At 64.5% G+C, this 19,902-nt stretch carries 18 protein-coding genes; 1 reads left to right on the forward strand and 17 read right to left on the reverse strand.

Annotation, left to right across the window (positions count from 1 at the left end; all coding sequences use genetic code 11):
• The first annotated feature begins 133 nt into the window (after positions 1-133).
• Entirely contained in the window at positions 134-2,050 is a 1,917-nt protein-coding gene (dxs, locus tag ACCQ03_RS13335; protein ID WP_057677564.1) for a 1-deoxy-D-xylulose-5-phosphate synthase, read from the forward strand.
• A 34-nt stretch (positions 2,051-2,084) separates the two neighbouring features.
• Here dxs and ACCQ03_RS13340 read toward each other — a convergent pair whose 3' ends face one another.
• From ACCQ03_RS13340 to ACCQ03_RS13420, 17 genes are all read right to left on the reverse strand, one after another.
• Positions 2,085-3,341 (reverse strand): glycosyltransferase, encoded by a 1,257-nt coding sequence (locus tag ACCQ03_RS13340; RefSeq protein WP_057677557.1) that lies wholly within the window; start codon positions 3,339-3,341, stop codon positions 2,085-2,087.
• Entirely contained in the window at positions 3,331-3,942 is a 612-nt protein-coding gene (locus tag ACCQ03_RS13345) for a hypothetical protein (protein ID WP_057677556.1), read from the reverse strand. The genes ACCQ03_RS13340 and ACCQ03_RS13345 overlap by 11 nt, the downstream gene beginning before the upstream one ends.
• Positions 3,920-5,074, reverse strand: a complete 1,155-nt coding sequence (locus ACCQ03_RS13350; RefSeq protein ID WP_057677563.1) for a glycosyltransferase — start codon at positions 5,072-5,074, stop codon at positions 3,920-3,922. Before ACCQ03_RS13350 ends, ACCQ03_RS13345 begins: the two co-directional genes overlap by 23 nt.
• The gene (locus ACCQ03_RS13355; protein ID WP_057677555.1) at positions 5,065-6,024 is read right to left on the reverse strand and encodes an NAD-dependent epimerase/dehydratase family protein; all 960 of its coding nucleotides are present in this window, start codon (positions 6,022-6,024) and stop codon (positions 5,065-5,067) included. The genes ACCQ03_RS13350 and ACCQ03_RS13355 overlap by 10 nt, the downstream gene beginning before the upstream one ends.
• A complete protein-coding gene (locus tag ACCQ03_RS13360) occupies positions 6,021-6,869 on the reverse strand; it encodes an MBL fold metallo-hydrolase (RefSeq protein WP_057677554.1) in 849 nt (282 codons plus the stop codon). Before ACCQ03_RS13360 ends, ACCQ03_RS13355 begins: the two co-directional genes overlap by 4 nt.
• On the reverse strand, positions 6,869-7,900 hold the full coding sequence (locus ACCQ03_RS13365) for a 3-oxoacyl-[acyl-carrier-protein] synthase III C-terminal domain-containing protein (protein WP_057677553.1): 1,032 nt from the start codon (positions 7,898-7,900) through the stop codon (positions 6,869-6,871). The genes ACCQ03_RS13360 and ACCQ03_RS13365 overlap by 1 nt, the downstream gene beginning before the upstream one ends.
• Before the next feature lie 224 nt (positions 7,901-8,124).
• Positions 8,125-9,138: a TraB/GumN family protein gene (locus tag ACCQ03_RS13370; protein ID WP_057677552.1), complete on the reverse strand. Its 1,014-nt coding sequence runs from the start codon at positions 9,136-9,138 to the stop codon at positions 8,125-8,127.
• An 88-nt stretch (positions 9,139-9,226) separates the two neighbouring features.
• Positions 9,227-9,688, reverse strand: coding sequence for a cupin domain-containing protein (locus ACCQ03_RS13375; RefSeq protein WP_057677551.1), 462 nt, complete (start codon positions 9,686-9,688; stop codon positions 9,227-9,229).
• A gap of 34 nt (positions 9,689-9,722) precedes the next feature.
• Positions 9,723-10,517, reverse strand: a complete 795-nt coding sequence (locus ACCQ03_RS13380) for a WecB/TagA/CpsF family glycosyltransferase (RefSeq protein WP_057677550.1) — start codon at positions 10,515-10,517, stop codon at positions 9,723-9,725.
• A 4-nt stretch (positions 10,518-10,521) separates the two neighbouring features.
• Positions 10,522-11,316 carry a polysaccharide pyruvyl transferase family protein gene (locus tag ACCQ03_RS13385; protein ID WP_039568823.1) on the reverse strand — a complete coding sequence of 265 codons (795 nt, stop codon included), beginning with the start codon at positions 11,314-11,316 and terminating at the stop codon, positions 10,522-10,524.
• A 37-nt stretch (positions 11,317-11,353) separates the two neighbouring features.
• Positions 11,354-12,550, reverse strand: coding sequence for a GumK N-terminal domain-containing glycosyltransferase (locus ACCQ03_RS13390; RefSeq protein ID WP_057677549.1), 1,197 nt, complete (start codon positions 12,548-12,550; stop codon positions 11,354-11,356).
• Between the two features lie 63 nt (positions 12,551-12,613).
• Positions 12,614-14,104: a lipopolysaccharide biosynthesis protein gene (locus ACCQ03_RS13395; RefSeq protein ID WP_039568828.1), complete on the reverse strand. Its 1,491-nt coding sequence runs from the start codon at positions 14,102-14,104 to the stop codon at positions 12,614-12,616.
• A 17-nt stretch (positions 14,105-14,121) separates the two neighbouring features.
• Positions 14,122-15,171 (reverse strand): glycosyltransferase, encoded by a 1,050-nt coding sequence (locus ACCQ03_RS13400; RefSeq protein WP_057677548.1) that lies wholly within the window; start codon positions 15,169-15,171, stop codon positions 14,122-14,124.
• Positions 15,168-16,310: a glycosyltransferase family 4 protein gene (locus ACCQ03_RS13405; RefSeq protein ID WP_057677547.1), complete on the reverse strand. Its 1,143-nt coding sequence runs from the start codon at positions 16,308-16,310 to the stop codon at positions 15,168-15,170. Before ACCQ03_RS13405 ends, ACCQ03_RS13400 begins: the two co-directional genes overlap by 4 nt.
• Before the next feature lie 67 nt (positions 16,311-16,377).
• Positions 16,378-17,436: an acyltransferase family protein gene (locus ACCQ03_RS13410; protein ID WP_139790931.1), complete on the reverse strand. Its 1,059-nt coding sequence runs from the start codon at positions 17,434-17,436 to the stop codon at positions 16,378-16,380.
• Between the two features lie 43 nt (positions 17,437-17,479).
• Entirely contained in the window at positions 17,480-18,574 is a 1,095-nt protein-coding gene (locus ACCQ03_RS13415; protein WP_057677546.1) for an acyltransferase family protein, read from the reverse strand.
• Complete coding sequence (locus ACCQ03_RS13420) at positions 18,571-19,860, reverse strand: polysaccharide biosynthesis protein GumE (protein WP_209227258.1); 1,290 nt, start codon at positions 19,858-19,860, stop codon at positions 18,571-18,573. Before ACCQ03_RS13420 ends, ACCQ03_RS13415 begins: the two co-directional genes overlap by 4 nt.
• Positions 19,861-19,902 lie beyond the last annotated feature (42 nt).

The following is a 19,902-nucleotide window of genomic DNA, read 5'->3' on the forward strand; positions in this document are numbered from 1 at the left end:
GGTGTCGGTGAGCGCCGCGCGCGCCAAGCGTGCCGTTGCGCGTGCCCATCACTTCCCGCTGACAGCTGAACCGGTTTGCTTGCCGGGCCTTCGCATGGGGAGGACAATACGGCTTCAGAAAATTGACACGATGATGATCGACACCACCCGCTATCCGCGCCTGTCCCGCATCCAGACTCCCGACGATCTGCGCCGCTTCGACGAAGCCGAGCTGACCGCGATCGCCGAAGAACTGCGCTCCTATCTGATCGAATCGGTGGGCAAGAGCGGCGGGCACTTTGCGGCCGGCCTGGGCGTGATCGAGCTCACCGTCGCCCTGCACTACCTGTATCAGACGCCGGTGGACCAGCTGGTGTGGGACGTCGGGCATCAGACCTACCCGCACAAGATCCTCACCGGCCGGCGCGACCAGATCCACACGGTCAAGCAAAAGGACGGCGTTGCGCCGTTTCCCAAGCGCGAAGAGAGCATCTACGACACCTTCGGCGTTGGCCATTCGTCCACCTCGATCTCGGCCGCGCTCGGCATGGCCATCGCTGCGCAGCGTAACGGCGACGAGCGCAAGGTGGTGGCGGTGATCGGCGATGGCGCGATGACGGCCGGCATGGTCTACGAGGCGCTCAACCACGCCGGCGGCATGGACCCGGAACCGAACCTGCTGGTGATCCTCAACGACAACCGCATGTCGATCTCCGAAGCGGTCGGCGGGTTGACCAAGATGCTGGGGCGCGCCAGCGGCAGCCGCACGCTCAATGCGATCCGCGAAGGCGGCAAGAAGATCCTCGGCGACAAGAAGAACAATCCCACCGCGCGCTTCGTGCGTCGCTGGGAGGAACACTGGAAAGGCATGTTCGTGCCGTCCACGTTGTTCGAGGAAATGGGCTTCCATTACACCGGCCCGATCGATGGCCACGACCTGCCCAGCCTGATCGGCGCACTGAAGACCCTGCAGACGCTCAAGGGCCCGCAGCTGCTGCACGTCATCACCACCAAGGGCAAGGGCTACGAGCTGGCCGAAGGCGATCAGATCGGTTATCACGCCGTTGGCCCGTTCGATCCGAGCAAGGGCCTGGTCGCCAAGACCGGTGCCAAGAAGCCGACCTATACCGACGTCTTCAGCGACTGGGTCTGCGACATGGCCGCCGCCGAGCCCAAGTTGCTGGTGATCACCCCGGCAATGCGCGAGGGCTCGGGCCTGGTGCGCTTCAGCAAGGAATATCCGCAGCGCTACTTCGACGTGGCCATTGCCGAGCAGCATGCGGTCACGCTGGCCGCCGGCATGGCGACCCAGGGCGCCAAGCCGGTGGTCGCGATCTATTCCACGTTCCTGCAGCGCGGCTACGACCAACTGGTGCACGACGTGGCGGTGCAGCAACTGGATGTGCTGTTTGCGATCGATCGCGGTGGCGTGGTCGGCCCGGATGGCGCTACCCATGCCGGCAATCTGGACCTGAGCTTCCTGCGCTGCGTGCCGCACATGGTCGTGATGGCGCCGGCCGATGAGGCCGAATGCCGTCAGATGCTGAGCACCGGCGTGCAGTACCAAGGCCCGGCGGCGGTGCGCTACCCGCGCGGCACCGGCCCCGGCGCAGCATTGGACACCTCGCTGGCCACCCTGCCGATCGGCAAGGCGCAGCTGCGTCACAGCGGCACCCGCATTGCCCTGCTCGGCTTCGGCGCGACCGTGGATGCGGCGGAGGCAGTGGGCCGCGAACTGGGCCTGACGGTGGTCAACATGCGCTTCGTCAAGCCACTGGACAAGTCGCTGCTGCTGGAGCTTGCAAAAACCCACGACGGCTTCGTCACCATCGAAGACAACGTGGTTGCCGGCGGCGCAGGTTCTGGCGTGTCGGAACTGCTCAACGCCGAAGCCATTACCGTGCCGATGCTGCACCTGGGCCTGCCGGACAGCTTCCAGCATCACGCCAGCCGCGAAGACCTGCTGGCCGAGGCCGGCATCGACCAGGCCGGTATCCGCGCTGCCGTGCTCAAGCGCTGGCCGCAGCTGATGACCAGCAAGACGCCTGCGTTGAACGCAGCTGCAGGCTGATCGCCCCTACAGGCTCGTTGTGGCGCGTGCCGCATTACACCGGCGGCACCGCGCCAGTCTGCGCGAAATCCTCCACCAGGTGCGCGATGCGCGCCTGCGATTGGATCAGCTGTAGCTCCGCCTGCAGGCGACGCACGCCGCGTGGCACCTCGCCGGCGCCGAGCGCCTGACGCAGCAACGCCGGCAAGCCATCCAGATCGCGCAACCACCAGGCAGCGCCCGCTACCTGCAGGCGCGCGGCGTGATCGAACTGGTCGTAGTCCAGCGGGTAGACGATGGCCGGCAATCCCGCGGCAAGGCAGGCGTAGAGAATGCCGGCACCGCCGTGATGGATCACCAATGCGTAGCGGTGCAGGTGCTGTGCGTAATCCACATAGGGCAGCCGCTGATAATTGCCCTGCCCCGGCTGCGGCGGAGCGCCGGTGTCGCCGTCGCTGAAATGGAAAATCACCTCCGGGAACTGCGGCGCCAGCGCGCGCAACACGCCATCCATGCGCTGCTTGACCCATTGCAGATGCGTGCCCAGCGTCACCAGCACATGTCGGCGACCGTCGACGAAGGTGGGCGCAGTCACCGACGAAGGCGGCGTGCACAACTGCGGCCCGACGAAGCGCACTGCCGCCGGCCAATGCTGCGCCAGCTCGAACGACGGTACTCCCAGGGCCAGGATGCACTGCGGCGAATACACCGCCTCGCTGCGATCGCTGCGATAGATCGCCGGCAACCCGCACGCGCGCATCTGGCGCCGATAGCACAGGTGCAGGGTCCGTTTGAAACCACGCGTGAGCCGGCGCGCCGCTGCATGCCAGACACGCTGCAAGGGCGTGGTCGCAGGCAGCAATCCACCAATGTATGCGGGCGGCCCATCCGTGGTTTCGATCACGCACGGCGACGGCATGCTGGTCCACCAGGCGATGCCCATCGCCTGTGCGGCCAGTCCTGCGCTGGGCAGGGTGAAGTCGACGATCACCAGATCCGGCCGCCGCTCGCGCCAGCGCTGCTGTAGCACTTCGCCCAGCTGCGCCATGAGCCCGAGCGCATGGTGCAACTGCCGACGCAGGCGCACGGGGTTGTGGCCCACGGCGTGCGGCGGGTTGGCGATGGAAAGCAGCAAGCGATCGGCATGCGCGTCCAGCACGCTGGCAGCGGTGAGCCCACATGCTTCGATGCGCGCCTGCGCGGCAGGCGTACTGATGACGCAGACCTGGTGCTGCGCGCTGAGTTGTTGCGCGATTGCCAGGATGGGATGCAGATGGCCGCTGTAGGGCGGTGCGATCAGATCAATGCGCATGCGCTGCGCCCTGTCGCGTCCGTTCGATCTGCGCGAGGAAGCGCTGGCACTCGGCAAGCACCTTGGCGTTGCGCAGGTACGCCATGTGTCCGCACGCAGGCCTCGCATCGACGTGCCCATCGAACAATGTTCGAGAGATCCAGTCGCTGCGGCCCTGTACCACGCGCAGCTGGCCGAACACTGCGGGCGCATCGCACACCGGGCCGTACGCAAAAACCGCCAGACGTGCGCGCAACGCATCCGGCAACTGCAAAGCGGTCAATAGCTGCAGCCCGCAGCTGCCGGCAAGAAGCAGCGTCATCGGCGCCTGATCCAGCAGCGCATGCACACGCTTGCGATCGGCCTCGGCAAGGCGGGCATGCCGGGCCGCAAGATACTGCCGCGCATTGGACAGGCTGGCACGCCACAACGGCGTGCGCCGGTGCGGCACGTTGTTTCGGCGGTACGGATAATTGCAGTCCACCAACTGCCTGCCCGTGCCCCGCAGCTCTTGCAGAAATGCCCCCTGCTCCGCACTCAAGGCGCAGCTTGCCGGATCGCTCTGCCCGGTGAGGAAGGCGATCTGCAGCGGACCCGACTCACTCTGCACGAAAGCACCCATTGGCTAACACGCGGTAGCGCCGCGTGCGCCAGCGGATCGTGCGCACCAGCACGGCGTGCAGCAGATGCAACGGCTGCAGGCATTCGGCGCAGAGCGACACCAGCAGGCGATGGCGAACGGCGCCGGTGACGCGCCATTGCACACCGCACAGCAGCAACGCGCGCACCAGCAAGACGATCAATACGCACAGTGCAGCCGGCCAGGTGTGTTGCACGCAAGCGCAAACCAGCATGGCCACCAGCAGCACCGGCGGCAGCCCCTGCAACACGCCGATGGCACTGCGTACGCGCAGGCGTTGACGGCCTAGCAGGATCGTTGCGAACAGCATCCAGCGATGCATCTGGCGCACATAGCCACGCAGGTCGGGCATGGCGGTACGCATCGCCACCGGCGCAGTGGATTGCCAGAGTCGCCCGCCGCGGTCGCGCACCAGGGTCGCGAAGGCCAGATCGTCGGTCAGTTGCTCCAGCAATGCGGCAAAGCCGCCCCAGCGGCGCAGCTGTTCGGTACGCGCGGCGTAGCACATGCCATTGATGGTCAGCGGCGCTGCGAATGGCAGCCACCCCAAGTATGTGAGCGCGGCATTGTTGTTGACGAACTGCGCCAACAGGCGCCCGGCCAGCGTGGCGCTGTCGCGGTAATACGGCAGCGCGGTGACGACATCGGCATGCGTGAGGTCCGACAACAGTTGCGACAGCGCATGTCCGCCCAGATGCGCATCGTCGTCGAGAATCAGGCTGACAGGCGCATCGATGTGCGGCAACGCGTAATCGAGTTTCCAGGCCTTGGGGTTGATGCCTGCTGGTGCCGCCGGCACCAGCAGGCGCGCGATACGCCGCTGCGGATAGCGCGCAACGACAGCATCGGCAGCGGCGTTTCCCGGGCCATCGTCGGCATCCAGCAACCAGACGAACTGCGCCTGCGGCAATGCCTGCACGTTGGCGCTGAGCACCTCTTGCAGGTGCGCATCGCCACCAAGAATCGGCTGCAGGATCGCCACGTCGGCCGGCGTTGCAATGGCACTGCGCGCTGAGCTCCTGCGTTCGCCACGCATGATCCACAGCACGGCCGCCGTCTTGACCAGCAGCACGGCCAGATACAGCGCCGCCAGGAGGGGGACGATCAGGCCCACTGCGCTGCCTGCCAACGCACGAAGGCGTCCACGCCCTCGTCCAGGCCGACACTGGGCGGGCCGAGATCGGCCAGCGTGCGGCGCGGATCGAAGGTCTTGGAGTACGCGAACACGCCAACGCCGAAACGCGTGATCGGCGGCTCGCCGCGCAGCCGCAGCCCGCGATACACCGCCTCCACCACGCTGGCCATGCGCAATGCGGTGCCGATGCGTACCTCGCGCCGCGGCAACGGCAGTTGCAGGCGCGCCAGCACCTCCAGCAACAAGTGCTGCAGGTCCACCGGGTGTGCGTTGGTGAGGTTGTACGCCGGCTGCAACTGCGGCGCGGTGGCCGCGCGGTACAGGTAATCGCACAGCGTATCGATATAGATCAGGTCGCCGATCACCGGTTCGGTCTGGCCGACAAAACGTGGCAAGGCACCCTTGCGCGCGGCGGCGATCACGCGCGGAAACAGCACCGTATCGCCGGGCCCGAACACCGCACGCGGGCGCAACACGCTCTTTTCCCCGGGATAGTCGTCGAGCAGGGTTTCGCCAAGATATTTGGTTCGTGCGTAGGTATTGACGAACGCCGGGCCGATCGGGCTGTCTTCATCCAGGTCGTATTGATGCGCTTCGCGATAGAACACCGAACTGGAGGAGACATACAGCAGGCGCGGGCAACCGTGCCGCTTGCAGAAGTCGATGACGTTGGCGGTGGCCTGCACGTTGTGCTGGTGGAACTGCGCGCGCGTTCCCCACGGCGAGGCCAGCGCGGCCGCATGGATCACCACATCCGGTCGCCAGTCCAGCGCGAACGGTTGGCTCAGATCGATGCGATGGTAGCTGGGCAGATCGCTGGCGCGCCGCCCGATGCCATGGATCTCCACACCGGGCCGCCCCTGGAAACGCCGCAGGAACGAGCCACCGACAAAACCGGATGCACCGGTCACGAGAATGCGCAGGCTCATCGCCACTCCGGTTGATAACGGTCAAGACTGGGCTGGCAATGCGAAGGCAGGATGACCAGCTCCGGATGCGCCTGCGACAGGCCGTGCAGTTGCCGCACGGTGCGCTGGAATGCGTGCCAGTCGTGCATCAGCAAACGCGTGGGCCAGGCTGGCCATTGCAGCGAGGCCCAGGTGGCCGAGGACCACACCGCGTCCGCACACAGCAACACCTCGCGGTCGTGCTGGTCGCGTACCCATAGCCCCATCTGGCCGGGCACGTGCCCGGGTAGCGGTACCGCGAGCACGCTGCCGTCCTCGAACAGATCGTAGGCCGGGCCGAGCTCCTGCCAGGCTCCAGTCAACGCGCACTGCGGTGCCTGGTCGGCGAACTGCAGGCGCTGGTCGAAGTCGTCGGGCAACAACTGCGGCAGCAAGGCGCGGCGCAACCCGCCCACGCGCGAGCAGCTGCGCAGCTGCTGGTAGTCCGCGCGCAGGCAGATGAAGCGCGCATTCGGCAGATCGCGCAGGCCACCGATATGGTCGGCGTGGAAGTGCGAAATCAGACACCAGGCGATCTCGTCCAGCTGCACGTCGCGACGCGCCAGTTGCGCGCCCAAGGTTTCGTGCGCCGGCAGCGTCACCGGCGTGGTCCAGCGGTACAGGCGCTCCGGCCACGGATCGGTGGCGCGAAAAAAATGCTCCGCATAGCCGGTGTCGTAGAGCAGCGCGCCGCGCTGTGGATGCCGAATTAGCACGCTCAAGGCTGGAAACTCGACCGCGTGCCAATGTCCATCGGCGCGCACCATGCGTTCGCAATGTCGGCAATGGCCGATGCGCAGCAGGTCGAGGGAAATACGCGGCGCCATCAGTAGCGCAACACCATGCCGCCGATCGCCAAGCCGGCGCCGGTGCCGAGCAAGGCGACCAGCTCGCCGCGCTGCAGTTGCCGACCCACCACCGCATGATGCAAGGCATGCGGCAACGAGGCGGCCACCTGGTTGCCGGTGGTCGGCAGGATGCGCACCACCTGCTCGGCACGCAGCCCCAGCGCCTGCACCACATGATCCAGGCCGCCACCGGAGGCCTGGTGCGGCACCAGCCAGTGCAACGCAGTGGCCGCAACTCCCGCCTCGTCCAGCAGCTGCGTCCAGAACGCCGGCAGGTAACGCGCGGCAAAGCGATACGCGCCGCGGCCATCCATCCAGAACAGGCGCGAAGCGGCGGGTGCGCTTGCTTCTCCGTGCGGCGCGCGGGTGCCGCCGCCGCCGATGCGACACAGGTCCGCGCCGTTGCCATAACTGGCAAGGCGGCTGGACAGCAACGCCGAGCCCTGCTCTGCACTGCTGCGCCCGACCACGACCGCGGCAGCACCATCGCCGAACAATCCCGCCGTGCCGGGGTTGGCATCGTCCAGCCCAGCCGAGGCCACTTCGCTGGAGACGATCAACACGCGCCGATAGCGGCCCAGGGCCAGCGCATTGGCGGCCATGTCCAGCGCCACCAGGAAGCTCAGGCAGGTGGCATTGACATCGAATGCGGGAATGCCGGAATCGCCCAACCCCAATGCGCGCTGGATCAGCACCGCCTGACAGGGAATTGGTTGCTCCATGACCGCACAAGCCGAGATCAGGCAATCGATCTGGCTGCCGTCGATGCCGGCATTGTCCAACGCCTGCTGCGCCGCGGCCGCTCCCATCGACGATGCCGTTTCGCCCTCGCCCACGTAGTGGCGGGTGACAACCCCCAGGCGTGCGGCCGTGGTTCCGGCCGGCAACTGCCAGCGCGCGTCCAACTCGCCCGAGCTGACTTCGCGCGCCGGGACATGGCGTCCGGTGCCCAGGATGCGTAGCGGCAATGCGTTCAACACGAAGCTCTCGGCAAAGAAGGCGCGCAGCATACCGTGGCAGGAACGGCCGGCCTAACCCCCGCACGGCCAGTCGCCCTGCGCGATCGCGGTGCCGTCCGGGCGGAGCGCGACACGGCTCCGGCGATCGGGCGCGGCAAGCACCGCTCCAAACGGCTGCAAGCGCTGCACAACCCGCATCGCCAGCGCACCGCAGCAGGCACTCGCGTGTGCAGACGTGCCTGGGGCGCATGCGCGCCGTCCTGCGCGTCAGGCGATCAAGGCGCTTGCACCTCATAGCCCAGCGCTTGCAGGCGTGCCAGATAGCCATCCGGCGCGGTCAACCGACTGATCGGCAGCACCGCGAACGTGCTGCGATTGCGTTGCAGCGCGGCGGTAGCGATGCCCAGCCAATGCTCGCGCATGCGCCGTTCCAGGTCGTCGATGCCGCGTTTCTTTGCAGCAGCGGAGCTGGCCATTGCGCCCATGCAGGCGGCCCGCGGGTCTTCGCGCGGCAGCTGACGCAAGGCCTCGATATCGCCCACCGACCAGGCATTGGCGCGCTCCACCATCGTCGGCAGGTCGCGTTCCACTGTCACCAGGATGCTACGGAAACACGCGGTATCGTCCATTCCGCCGGCCCGAAATTCCTTGAGCGCCTGGCGCGGGTCCTTGATCTTGTAGTCCAGTGCGGTCGGTGTGGGTTTGATGCCCGCACGCTTGGCGGCGCGTTCCACCACTGGCCAAACCACCGGCGAACGGGCCAGGCCGGAGCGCTTGATCGCCGCCTGATACAACTCGCCGGCGGCCAGCATCGGGCGCTTGCGCTCCACGCCGCGGTCGCTGCCGAGATAGCGCGCCTTGGACACGCTCCAGCGCGCATACAGGTCGGCCGGCAAGATATCGCGCAGCTCGCGCCCGTCTTCGTTCTTCATCGCTTGCATGGCCGACGGCAGCAAGGTCAGCTTGCCGAAGAATCCCATGTCCGCATCCACCTGCACGGTTGGCGCTTCCAGCACCTGCTGGGACTGGCCGATGATGGTTTCCACCTCGGTCGACTGCCACTGCAGTCGCCTTGGCAATGGCGACGAGGTACCCAGGATCCACAACACATGATCGCCCTTGCTGACCTTCCACAAGCCCGGCCCGGGCTGCACGCCGCGCACGACCATGGCTTCCAGATCCACCACGGCCGGTGCCGGCGCCGCCTTGGGCGGCACGGCTTCACCGGCGGTCGCCAGCAGCGACACCAACATCAACCCCATTCCCCATCCCGCGGCCTTGCGTTGCATGGTGTGTCGCCCCTGTTTGAGGCGGACAGTACGCCAAGCCGGCAGCGGCCGCGTTAGGGAAGCGTTTGGCCGAACTCGCAGTCGACGGCTAGCGTGGCAGCAGCGTCGCCAGGTGTGCGGCCAACGGCGAAGCCTCGTCGAGCAGCGCAAAGCCTTCCCAGACAAATCCCGGCGACACCGTGCAGCCCACCAAGGTGAAGTCGCCGAGCGAGCGTGCCGCTTGCCAACAGCCTGCCGGCACCACATGCATCGGCTCGCCGCGTTCGGCGGCATCCACGATCACGCGCTGCACTTGATCGGTGCAGGTGTCGTAGATCAGCAGTTCCAAGGCATCGCCCAACTGCCAGTGCCAGGTTTCTTCCGCATCGACGCGGTGCCACGCACTGCATTCGCCTGCATTCAACAAAAAGCGGATGGCAGTCATTGCCGGACGGGTCTGCCCGTTGTCGGTCACCTGACGCGCGGAGGCGTAGACGCGGCGATAGTGTCCGCCTTCCGGATGCGGGGCGAGCTCCAGCGAGCGGATCAGGGCGGCGGCGGTCGGATGCATGCGCGCATGCTAGGCCAGACACGCCCGCGCTGCATCAGGGCAGCTGCTTTCCCGCGCGCAGACAGGTACGGAAGAACACCAGCAGATCCCAGCTATAGCGCTTGAGCAAACGGCGTGGCTCGTTGAGCAGCCGATACATCCACTCCATATGCAGGCTTCGCACCCACTCGGGCGCGCGCTTGGCGGTACCGGACAAGAAGTCGAGCAACGCGCCCACCCCAAAGACCAGCGGCACGCTCAGCGCGTGGCTATGGTCCAGGATCCAGCGCTCCTGCAGCGGGTTGCCGAACGCCACCAGCAGCACATCGGCACCGGAGCGATTGATACGCTCGGCCAGGCCCTCGCCCGCCGCCGCAAATTCGCCATAGCCGTCGCACATGCCGACCACCTGCTGCCCCAAGGTCCCGGTCAGCGTCGCCGCAGCGGTCTTGCCCACACCCGGACGGCCGCCCAACAGAAAGAACTTCAGCGGCTGCGCACTCTCACGGCACAGATACGGAATCAGGTCGGTGCCATTGAGGTTGCCGGCAAAGCGGCGGCCGTGGATCAGCCGAGCAGCCAGATCCATGCCGATCCCGTCGTTGACGATACGCACGCTGGGCTCGCGCATGCGCATCCGCAGCGACTGGCACTGCACGATGAAATTGGTATTGGCGAAGAACACCCGCCGCGGCTGACGAGCGGCCAGCGCGTGGAACAGATCCAGCGCGAAGGCTTCCTGCGTGGTGGACGACACCGGAAAGCCGCCTAACGGAATCACCACACCAGGCGGCGTGGTTCCGCTGGCAATCCCCGTTGTTTCCACATCCACGCGCTGGCCCTGCGTCATCGAATCACCAAAGGTCGTAAGGGAAGGCAGCCAACAGCCCCGCCTGCAGCTTTTCCAGATCGAAATCGCCGTTGCCGCCCAGTTGCAGACACTCTTCCACGCTGTTGCCGGAATGCCATTGCAGACGCCCGGTACCGTTGTAGTAGTCGTCGTACTTGAAGCGATCTTCGCCGTTGCCCCAATCCAGGTACACCGCCGGAATTCCATAGGCTTCGGCAAGGATCAGGCCGTGCAGCGAGCTACTGATCACCAACTCCGCGCCAAGCAAGGCGCTCATGAAGGTTGCGGGCTTGACGTTGGGAAATACCAAGTGATCCTTGTACGCGCTGTACTTTTCGACCGGCTCGTTGAAGTGCGGAACGATGGCGAACGGGCGCTTGTTGACCGCGCCAAGCGCATCGGCCGGAAAGAACATCGGCGTCAGCAGCCCGGGATCGCCATACACTTCCGGCACGGCGATGCCGCGATCGAGCAGAAACTTGCGCGTCTTCGGCCCACGCACCGCGCGGACATCGAGCGTACTGAAGGTGTTGCGCTCGGCAGGAATCTTGCCGTTGATGCCACTGCCCCAGACGGTGTCGCCGTCTTTGGCAAAGTGCAGCACCGAGCCGATCGCGATCAGCTTCTTGCTCAGATCCCGCTTCTCGATCAGCGTCTTGTCCTGCAAGGACAGCACGCAGGAGACGATTACCTTGGACAGGTGATCCCCCATATTCACGCCAGCGTTCTTGGGCTGCCACCAGAACAGCGCACGACGTTCTGCATGTTCTATCCATTTCTGCAGCAAGGCGTTGGCCATAACGTATGAGTCTCCTAATGAAAAAATGTGCGCCGCATCAGTGCGAGAGCGCAGCCTCCGACGAGGCATGCACCGCTGCGCTTTGCTGTGGATACAAACGGGTTTCCGGATACGCCCCTGGGTCCAGCACGCGATCGGTGGTGTCGGACCAATTCAGGCACTGGCGATAACGCACACGCGGCGCTTCCAGGGCGCGGCCGATTGCGGCAACGACAGAATCGGCGTCGCCCGGAGTGTAGCCGAAACGTGACTGATACGGCCCCACCACGGCGTTCGGACACACCGCAGGCAAGCCGAAAAAGTCGTATTGCAGCAACTTCATCGAACTGTCGGCCAGGTAGACCGGCACCTGCTCGGAGGCATACGGCGCAATCCCGAACCGCGCGTGCTTGATATAGCCAATGGTCTCGGCATGCTTCATCTCGCCGTAGACCACCACGTTATCGCCGTAGCCCGGATGCCGGCCCATGCCCGAGCCGATCACATGAAACGTCACCTGAGGGAAGGCCTTGCTGGCAACCACGAAGAATTCCGGATCGAACAACATCGAACCGACCGCCACTGCGTGGATGCCCTCGCCGTACGGCGACGGGTCGCCGAGTTGATCCAGGTTGTGATCGACGCCATGGCCAACGTGATAGACGTTGTCGCGGCTGGCGATCTCCTCTGCCATTGCCGGCGACACCAGTGCAATCACATCGAGCTTGGGCGCTACGCGGTCGAACTCGCGCTCGATATAGGACGCAACATTGATCGTGCTCAATCCGTCTGACGCGCGGTATACCAGCTTGGCTACAGGATTGACGCGCTTGGCCAGTTCGATGAAAGCCACCGCAATGCCGCTTTCGAACACGATTACGTCCGCCTCGCGCATCCAGTCGAGTAGCTGGCGCGGCGGATGCGCGGCATACCAACGGAACATCGCATCCTCGACCGACCGCAACCATGGACGACGCGTATTGAACGGATGCACCGTCGTGCGCCACAGGTAGCAGTCGACACCCTTATGCGAGACGACCGTGTTTGCGGTTTCGTCGAGCGGCAGCCGCATATCGCCCTTCATGCGCGACAACCGGCTGTAACGCAGCGAGAAGAATCGCGTGGTCCCGCGCAACGCCAGTTGATCGGTAATGAAGTGGATATTGGCGCGCCGCGGCGTGCGGTAATCGTGGGCGGACAAGACCAGATAGCAAGGCCGGCGGATGCCGGAAGCGGCGGCGGGTGTATCGCTCATGGGCCGTGTCCTATGAATGAGTGAGAGAAAGCATGACCGACTGCAGGCGAAGACAATGTCGACTCATCGACGTGCCTTGGCCTGGGTCAGCAGCTTGCGGATGTTGATGATCGCAATCACATCGCGACGGAATGCAGGCCAGATCGCCAAGGCAAGCAGGCAGACGGCAAGCATTGTCACTGCGCCGACAGCCAGTTGCTCCCACAGCGGGCCGCCCACCGTAATGGAGGCGTAATACGCACAGCCACCCGCCGCCCCGTAGGCGACCATGGCGCGCAGCGCATTGGTGAAGAGAGCTCCGACCGGCGCGTCTGAAATCTTGCCGATCCACAGCAGCGACAGCGGCCAGGTCAACAACAGACCGAACGAATAGCCGATCGCCACACCCATCGCGCCCCAGCGCGAGCCAACGAAAATGCAGGCAATCAGCAGGACGCGGCTGACCAGCGAATACACCAGCTGCGCGCGCATCAGCCCCCGCGCAAGGAACACCCAGTACGTTGCATAGGCCGCCGTCTGGAAGATACCGCCCAGTGTCAGCACCTGGAACAGCGGCACCGCCTCACGCCACTGCTCGCCCAGTACCAGCACGATCAGCGGCATCGCCAGTGCGCAGGCAAACGCAAACAGCGCAAAGATCAGGTGCACCATGACGGTCTGCCCGCGCAGCAGGAAGGCACTAAAGCGCTCGCGGTCGTCCTGCAACTGCGACAACACCGGCAGCGCCACGCTGGTGGCAGGCGCATTGATCTGGTTCAACGGCATCATCAACAGCTGGAATGCGCGGTTGTACAAGCCCAGCGCGTCCGGTCCGGTCCGCCAACCGATGATGACCTGGCCCACGTTGCGACTGGCATACCCGAGCAACTGCGCTGCCATCAGGTTCCAGCCGAAACTCATGAAATCGCGCATCGGCGCCGAACGTCGGTAGCCACCCGGTAACCAGCGCGCGCAGCTGGCGGCGATAATGAAATTGACGCCGGCCTGCACCACCTGCTGTACCACCAGCGCCCAGTAGCCCCAGCCCAGCAGCGCAGCGGCAACCGCCGCGCCAAGACCGAGCACCTGCGAGCCCACGTCGCTTAGCGCCACCTGCCCGAAGCGCAGCCCGCGGCTCAGGTGCGCGCGGTACTGCGTGGTCATGCCGTTGATCAGGAAGGTGACCGCCAGCGCCTGGGAAATCGTCACCAGGGCCGGCTCCTTGTAGAAGTTGGCAATCAGATGCGCCGAGGCGAACACCACCAGCGACAGCAGCAGACCAATGCCGCTGTTGATCCAGAACAGGTTGTCGCGCTGCTCGCGACTGACTTGCTTGGCTTGCACGGCTGCCGCCGACAGGCCGAAATCGCGCAGGATCTCGGCGGCGCCGACGATGGCGGTGACCATCGCCATCAGACCGTAGTCGTAAGGCGTCAGCAGACGCGCCAACAGGATGATGCCGCCGAACTGCACCACCATCTTGGCCGACTGGCCAAGCATGGTCACCGCTGCGCCACCGGCAGCGCGCGACCCAAGACTGCGCTGTGGCGGTGGCGGCGGTGTGGAAGATGTCATCGTAGGTGTCTCAGCGGTCACAGCGCGGCGTCTCCATCCTTGCCCAACGCTTCCAGATAGGTGCGGTAATGCAATTGTCCAATCCGCGGCCAGTCGCGCTGCGAGAGATCCGGTGCCGGGCCGCGTGGCGCAGCGCGCACCTTGTCCAGCATGCCGGTCAGCAACGCGGCATCGAACTCGCCTTCGTACAGGAACACCCAACCGGGGCCCACTTCCTCGGCGATGGCCGCGTTGGATTCGCTCCATGGCGCCAGCACCGGACGCGCCAGCGACAGCGCCAGCAGCAACGTGCCGGAGTTATGCATCTGCCGATACGGCAACACCACCAGTTCGGCCGCGCTGACTTCTCGCGCCAGCACCGGCTCTTCCACATAGGCCAGCAATGCGCTGATCCGCGGATCCTGCGCACAGGCGTCCTCCACCAAGGTGCGCATCTGCGGCGTGGCCGGGTTGCCGACAATACGCAGGCTGAGACGCGTATCGTCGACCTCGCGCATGACCTCCAGCAAGGTTTCGACGCCTTTGTACGGGCGAATCAGGCCAAAGTGCAGCAACCGCCCCGGCACCGTGCTGCCCTGCTCCATGGTCGCGAACCAGTCGCGATAATGGCCGTGCAGAATCGTGTCAGTGAACGGCGGACGCGGCGGCGTGGTCGCATTGATGCGAATCCAGCGCCGCGTCAGCCGGTCGATCCAGCGCAGCAGGCTACGTTCGCGCCAGCCGCGGTCCTCATGCGGTGCAAGATTGTGCAAGGTGCGTACCACCGGCGTGCCGGTCAGCTGCAGCTTGAGCAACAACAACGCCGCGCAGACCTGCTTGGCTAACGTCCCGGCAGCAGTCGGATGGCGTAGCAGGTATTCGGGCCAATGCAGATGCAACACGTCGTAACGCGACAGCAATGCGTCGCGCATCGAAAAGAACCGCGGATGCACTGCGGCAGGCAGCGCGTCGTAGAGCTGGGTCAGGTACGGGTTGGTGTTGGCATTGGGCTTTTCGGTGGAAAACAGCACCGTCACCTGCGGCTGCGTTGCCGCATGCGTCATCGGCGCAGAAGCAAGCGTGCTCATCGCACAGCCTCCTGCACGCGCGGAATACCCAACGCATCGTGATATTCGTCGACGTAGCGCCCGACCACGTGCTTCCAGTCATAGCGGCTCACATAGGCCATGGACGCCGCGCGACGGGTGTCGAAATCGCTGTCGGACTGCAACGCAAGCGCCTGCACCTGATCTGCTGCCGCTTCGATCCTGTCGCGGTTGACGATCACGCCCTGGCCCGATTCGCTGGCGAGCCGCACGAATGGCGGGATATCGCTGAGGATAGGAATCAAGCCCGCACTCATCGCTTCGACCGCCGCGATACCAAAGCCTTCATGCCGCGACAGGCACACGAAGAACTGCGCCTGCTGCATCAATGCACGCAACTGCTCCTGCGAGGGCGACATGCTCAGCTGCACCTTGTCCTGCAGCCCGCGTTCGGCAATTGCCTTGCGCAGATCAGCTTCGTTCAGATCGTACTGGCGGCCGGCAATGATCAGCCGCCAGTGCGGGTCGCGGTTGAGCGCTGCCTGCAACAGCTCCAGGGTTTCGATCAGCCCCTTGTTGACCGACCACCGCCCGAAATACAGCATGGTCCGGCCGGGCGCGGTCGCTCCCTGCCCTGCATATTTGTCTACATCCACGCCGTTTTCGATCACCCGCAGCCGCGCCGGTGCCACGACCTTGGCGAACAGATCGCCATCGTTTTCGCTGGTGGCGATCACCCGCGCATAGGCCAGCGCCGAGGTACGCGTGAGTGTCTGGAACCACAGCTGTTTCATGCGCGATGCGTAGGCGGTATGGAAAAACCCGCCGTGCGTGGACACCACCATCGGCTTGCCGTGCAGCGGCTTGGTCAATGCCAGATAGTCGTAAAAAAAATCGATGCCATGCACATGCACGACATCGGCCGAACGAATCGCACCGAGCACTGAAGGCGCCAGCGGGTAGCGCGACGAGCCGCGGTAGCCAATCCGTCGGATCGGTAGCCCCTGGTGCGTCTCCTGCGCCGAAAGCTGCGCACCGGGATCGGTGAACACACGATCCAGCGTCACGATCTCGACCGTGTCGGCACTGGTGGCTTGATGTTGGCGGGCAACATTGAGAACGACCTCTTCCATGCCCCCGATCGAAGGATGGAATTGGCGGACGACATGCACCACTTTCATTACGCCACTCTCCTTTGCCAGCGGCGCGCACTCTGTTGCTGCGACGGCTGATGATTCTGAAAACTCGTCATTTGCGTTTCAACCCCAACATCCATGGTGCGACCAGCACCAGCACCGCGCGCATCGGCACGCTTGCAGCAATCGCGAAAGCGCTCAGCCCCAACGCCCAGGCAGGTGTACCGATTGCGCTACGTGCGACCAGGCCCGTACGCGCCACCACGCTGGTGGTCACCAAGAAAACCAGGGTATGCGTGCACAGGATCAGCAAGGTGTTGGTGCCAATCCATTGCACCCAGCGCAGGCGCCGAATGAAATAGGCGACGCAAAACGTCATCGCCGTCCCGAGCAGACTGACCAGCAGGAAGACGGCCGCCGACCGCCCGAACTGCAGGTTGTTCACATCCACCTGCCCGTTCCACCCCGCCAGCCACCACCACAGTGCAGCCAACGGCAACAAGGCAAGCGCCCACACCTGCGCGCGCAGCGATCGCAACGCATCGGAGAACCGCGCCAGCCAACCGCCAACTGCAATGAAGAACAGCGCCACTGGCAGCACATCCAGCGCGAGCGGCAGGCGCTGCTGTAGCAAAGGAAACCAGCCCGCCCACGCCAGCGCTATCGGCAGACTGACCGCCGCCACCGCAGCCGCACTCAATCGCGCACGCAACGCAATGTAAGCCAGCGTTGTGACAAATAACGCGGGCAGGAACCACAGCGCCGGAAGCACATAAAGGCGTGACCCGTTGGCCCACAGCAATCCCGTGAGCGGGTGCCACCACGGGCGCGCCTGCGGATGACCCGCATGCCCGTCGATCGCAGCAGTCAACAACCACAGCGCATAGGCCACCATGAAAAACGCGAGATACGGCACCAGCAGCGTGCGCGCCAGTTTTGCGACCGATGCCCCGGTCAATGCCCGCTGTCCAAAACGCTCGCCAACCCACCCCGACAACACGAAAAACAGCGGCACATGGAAGCTGTAAGCGAACAGCTTGTACGCTGGCGGCATGCCGCTGGCATGGCCCAGCACCACCAGCGCGATGGCCAACGCCTTGGCGGCGTCGATCTGCCAGTCGCGCGTCCGCGCAGGCGCCGTTTCGGCGTCCGCCAGGTGATGGGCACGCATAGCGTGCGGTGAAGAGAATTCGCGTGTCATGCCAAGGCGCCGCTCATGCCGCCACCCGACGCGCACCCAGCGCCCACGGCGCGAAGCGCATCAGGATCCAACGCAGCGGCACGCTGGCGGCCAATGCGAACAGCGTGACAAACACCGCCCAACCAAGCCCCGGACGCGCACCGCCAAATCCACCAGCCAAAGCGGCAACACCGGAGAGCACGAAGAACACCAACATATGCGTACAGAGAATCAGCAAGGTGTTGCGGCCGATCCACTGCAGCCACGCCCAATGCTGTACCAGCCGCGCCGCGCAGATCACCATCAACGAACCAAGCAACGCGCTCACCAAGAACAGCGCGGGGTTGCGTCCGAATTCGAGCATGTTGACGTCGATTCGCCCGTTGGCGACGGCCAACCAGGCCACCGCCAATGCCAACACGACCGTTGCCAGCGCGCTTCCGGCCAAGGAGGTTGGCAGGCGTGGCGAAACGTAGATCAGCAAGGCGCCCAATGCGTAATAGCAGAGCGACACCGGTAGCACATCCAAACCGAAAAAAATCCGCAAATGTTGGGCGGGGAACCAGTTCATCCAGAACCATGCCACGATCAATGTCAGCCCCACGATCAGCAACGGCGACATCAGCCGGCGCAAGACCATGTAGCTCACCACGGTTACCAACATGACGGGCAAGAACCACAGCGGAGGCTGCACATACAGGTCCGGGCCAATACCGGTGAACATCGCGACGATCGGCTCCCACCACGGGTGACTTCCCCAGCGCGCAGCCTTTTCGCCGATATTGCGGGTCAGCAACCAGTAGGCATAGCCAAGCAGGTAGAACGTGACATACGGCAGCAGCAAGCTGCGTACATGCCGGCCGACCGAGCGCCTGTCCAGTCCAGTCGTGGTCGACGCATAACCCGCTGCCAACCAGCCGGATACCAAGAAAAACAGCGGCACGTGGAAGCTATAGGCGAACAAGGTCATGCCATGTGGGACGCCCTTGGCATGACAGAACACCACCAGCAGGATCGCAATGGCCTTGGTGGCATCGATACGCGGGTCGCGGACGCGACCGCCTGTTGCAACCTGCGCGGCTGCGGCCGGCAAAGCCGACGGCGATGCCGGCGTTGCCGACACACTCACCGTGCCGCTCCGGCAGGCAACGGCAGCTGCGCGCCATCTGCCGCTGGATCGTCCTTGATCAGAGCAGTCTGCGTGCCGGACGCAGACCAGGTCGGCAGCATGTGCCACATGCAGCCACAGACGAACCACCACAACGCCGAGGTCTTGATCGAGAAGTAGCCGTTGGAGACAAGCAAGCTCAAGGCGAACGCGAAGATCGCCAGGTTCTTGAACAGCTGCCCTTCCTTGCTCGGCATCAGCAGCAGGAACGAATAGGCCAGCAGGAAGGCCAGCACGCCCACGATCGACTGCGATGCGATGAAGTACGAAATGCCACTGTCGAAGTAACGATACGCCTGCGCAAAATCCAGCCCCATCCAGGATTCGAACGACAGGTTATTCATCGAATAAACGGTGAAGAACACGCGCCCCATCGTGGTGTCCTGGTATGCGGTGATGCCCGTGACCCAGACCAGCAGCCATGCGCTCATGATCACCAGCAGGAACACCAAGAACGCCAGTCGCTGGTCCAACCGTTTCAATAGCGGCGTCAGCAGCACCATCAAGACACAGGTGCCCGCCGCCAATCGTCCGTCTGAGGCCACGATCATGAAGCCGATCAACCCCACCGACAGGATCAGCGCCGCCGGTCGCATCCAACGCCAGAACACCAGCACGGTCGCGGTGAAGAAGCAGATGTAGTTACCCATCGTCACCGGCTCGATGAACATCGAAGAGGCGCGCGGCAGATTGGAGCCCGGCAGGAAGTTACGTTCGCCTGGCCGGGTGGCGCTGACGAACAGATTACTGTCTTCGTTCCAAAAGCCTTCGGCGCTCATGCCGCGCGCGTTGACGAAGAAGCTCTTCGGATTGATCAGATCGCCGTATTTGACCGGCATCGCCAGCTCGAATGCGGCAACCAGCGACACGATGATGGTCATGCGGATGAACAGCTTGGGCACCGAGCCGGTGTAGGCTGAGCCAAGCACGACGAAGGCGAACACCACCAGCGCGTCGCGGAAGAACTTGGGGTCGATCTGCCAGTTCACCAAAAACCGCACGAACATCAGCGTGACGATCAACCCGAGTCCGCTGACGATCAGGGCAATGCGCTTGCGGCTCAACGAACCCAGGCCAAGCAGGAAGCACGCCGCGTAGACCATGAACTCGACCGCGTAGGTGATCACCGGGCGCACGGTGAACACGTTCGCGTTGATGAATGCCAGTACCAGGTTATAACCCACGCCGACCAGCAAGGTCAGCTCGATCAGCAGGTTATGCCAGCGCACGCGAGTTTCCTCGCTCATTCGAATCAGCATGCATATGCCCGCTTGAAAGGAGCGGCTGCA

The organism is Xanthomonas sp. NCPPB 3569, assembly GCF_041475645.2.
Lineage (GTDB): Bacteria > Pseudomonadota > Gammaproteobacteria > Xanthomonadales > Xanthomonadaceae > Xanthomonas > Xanthomonas phaseoli.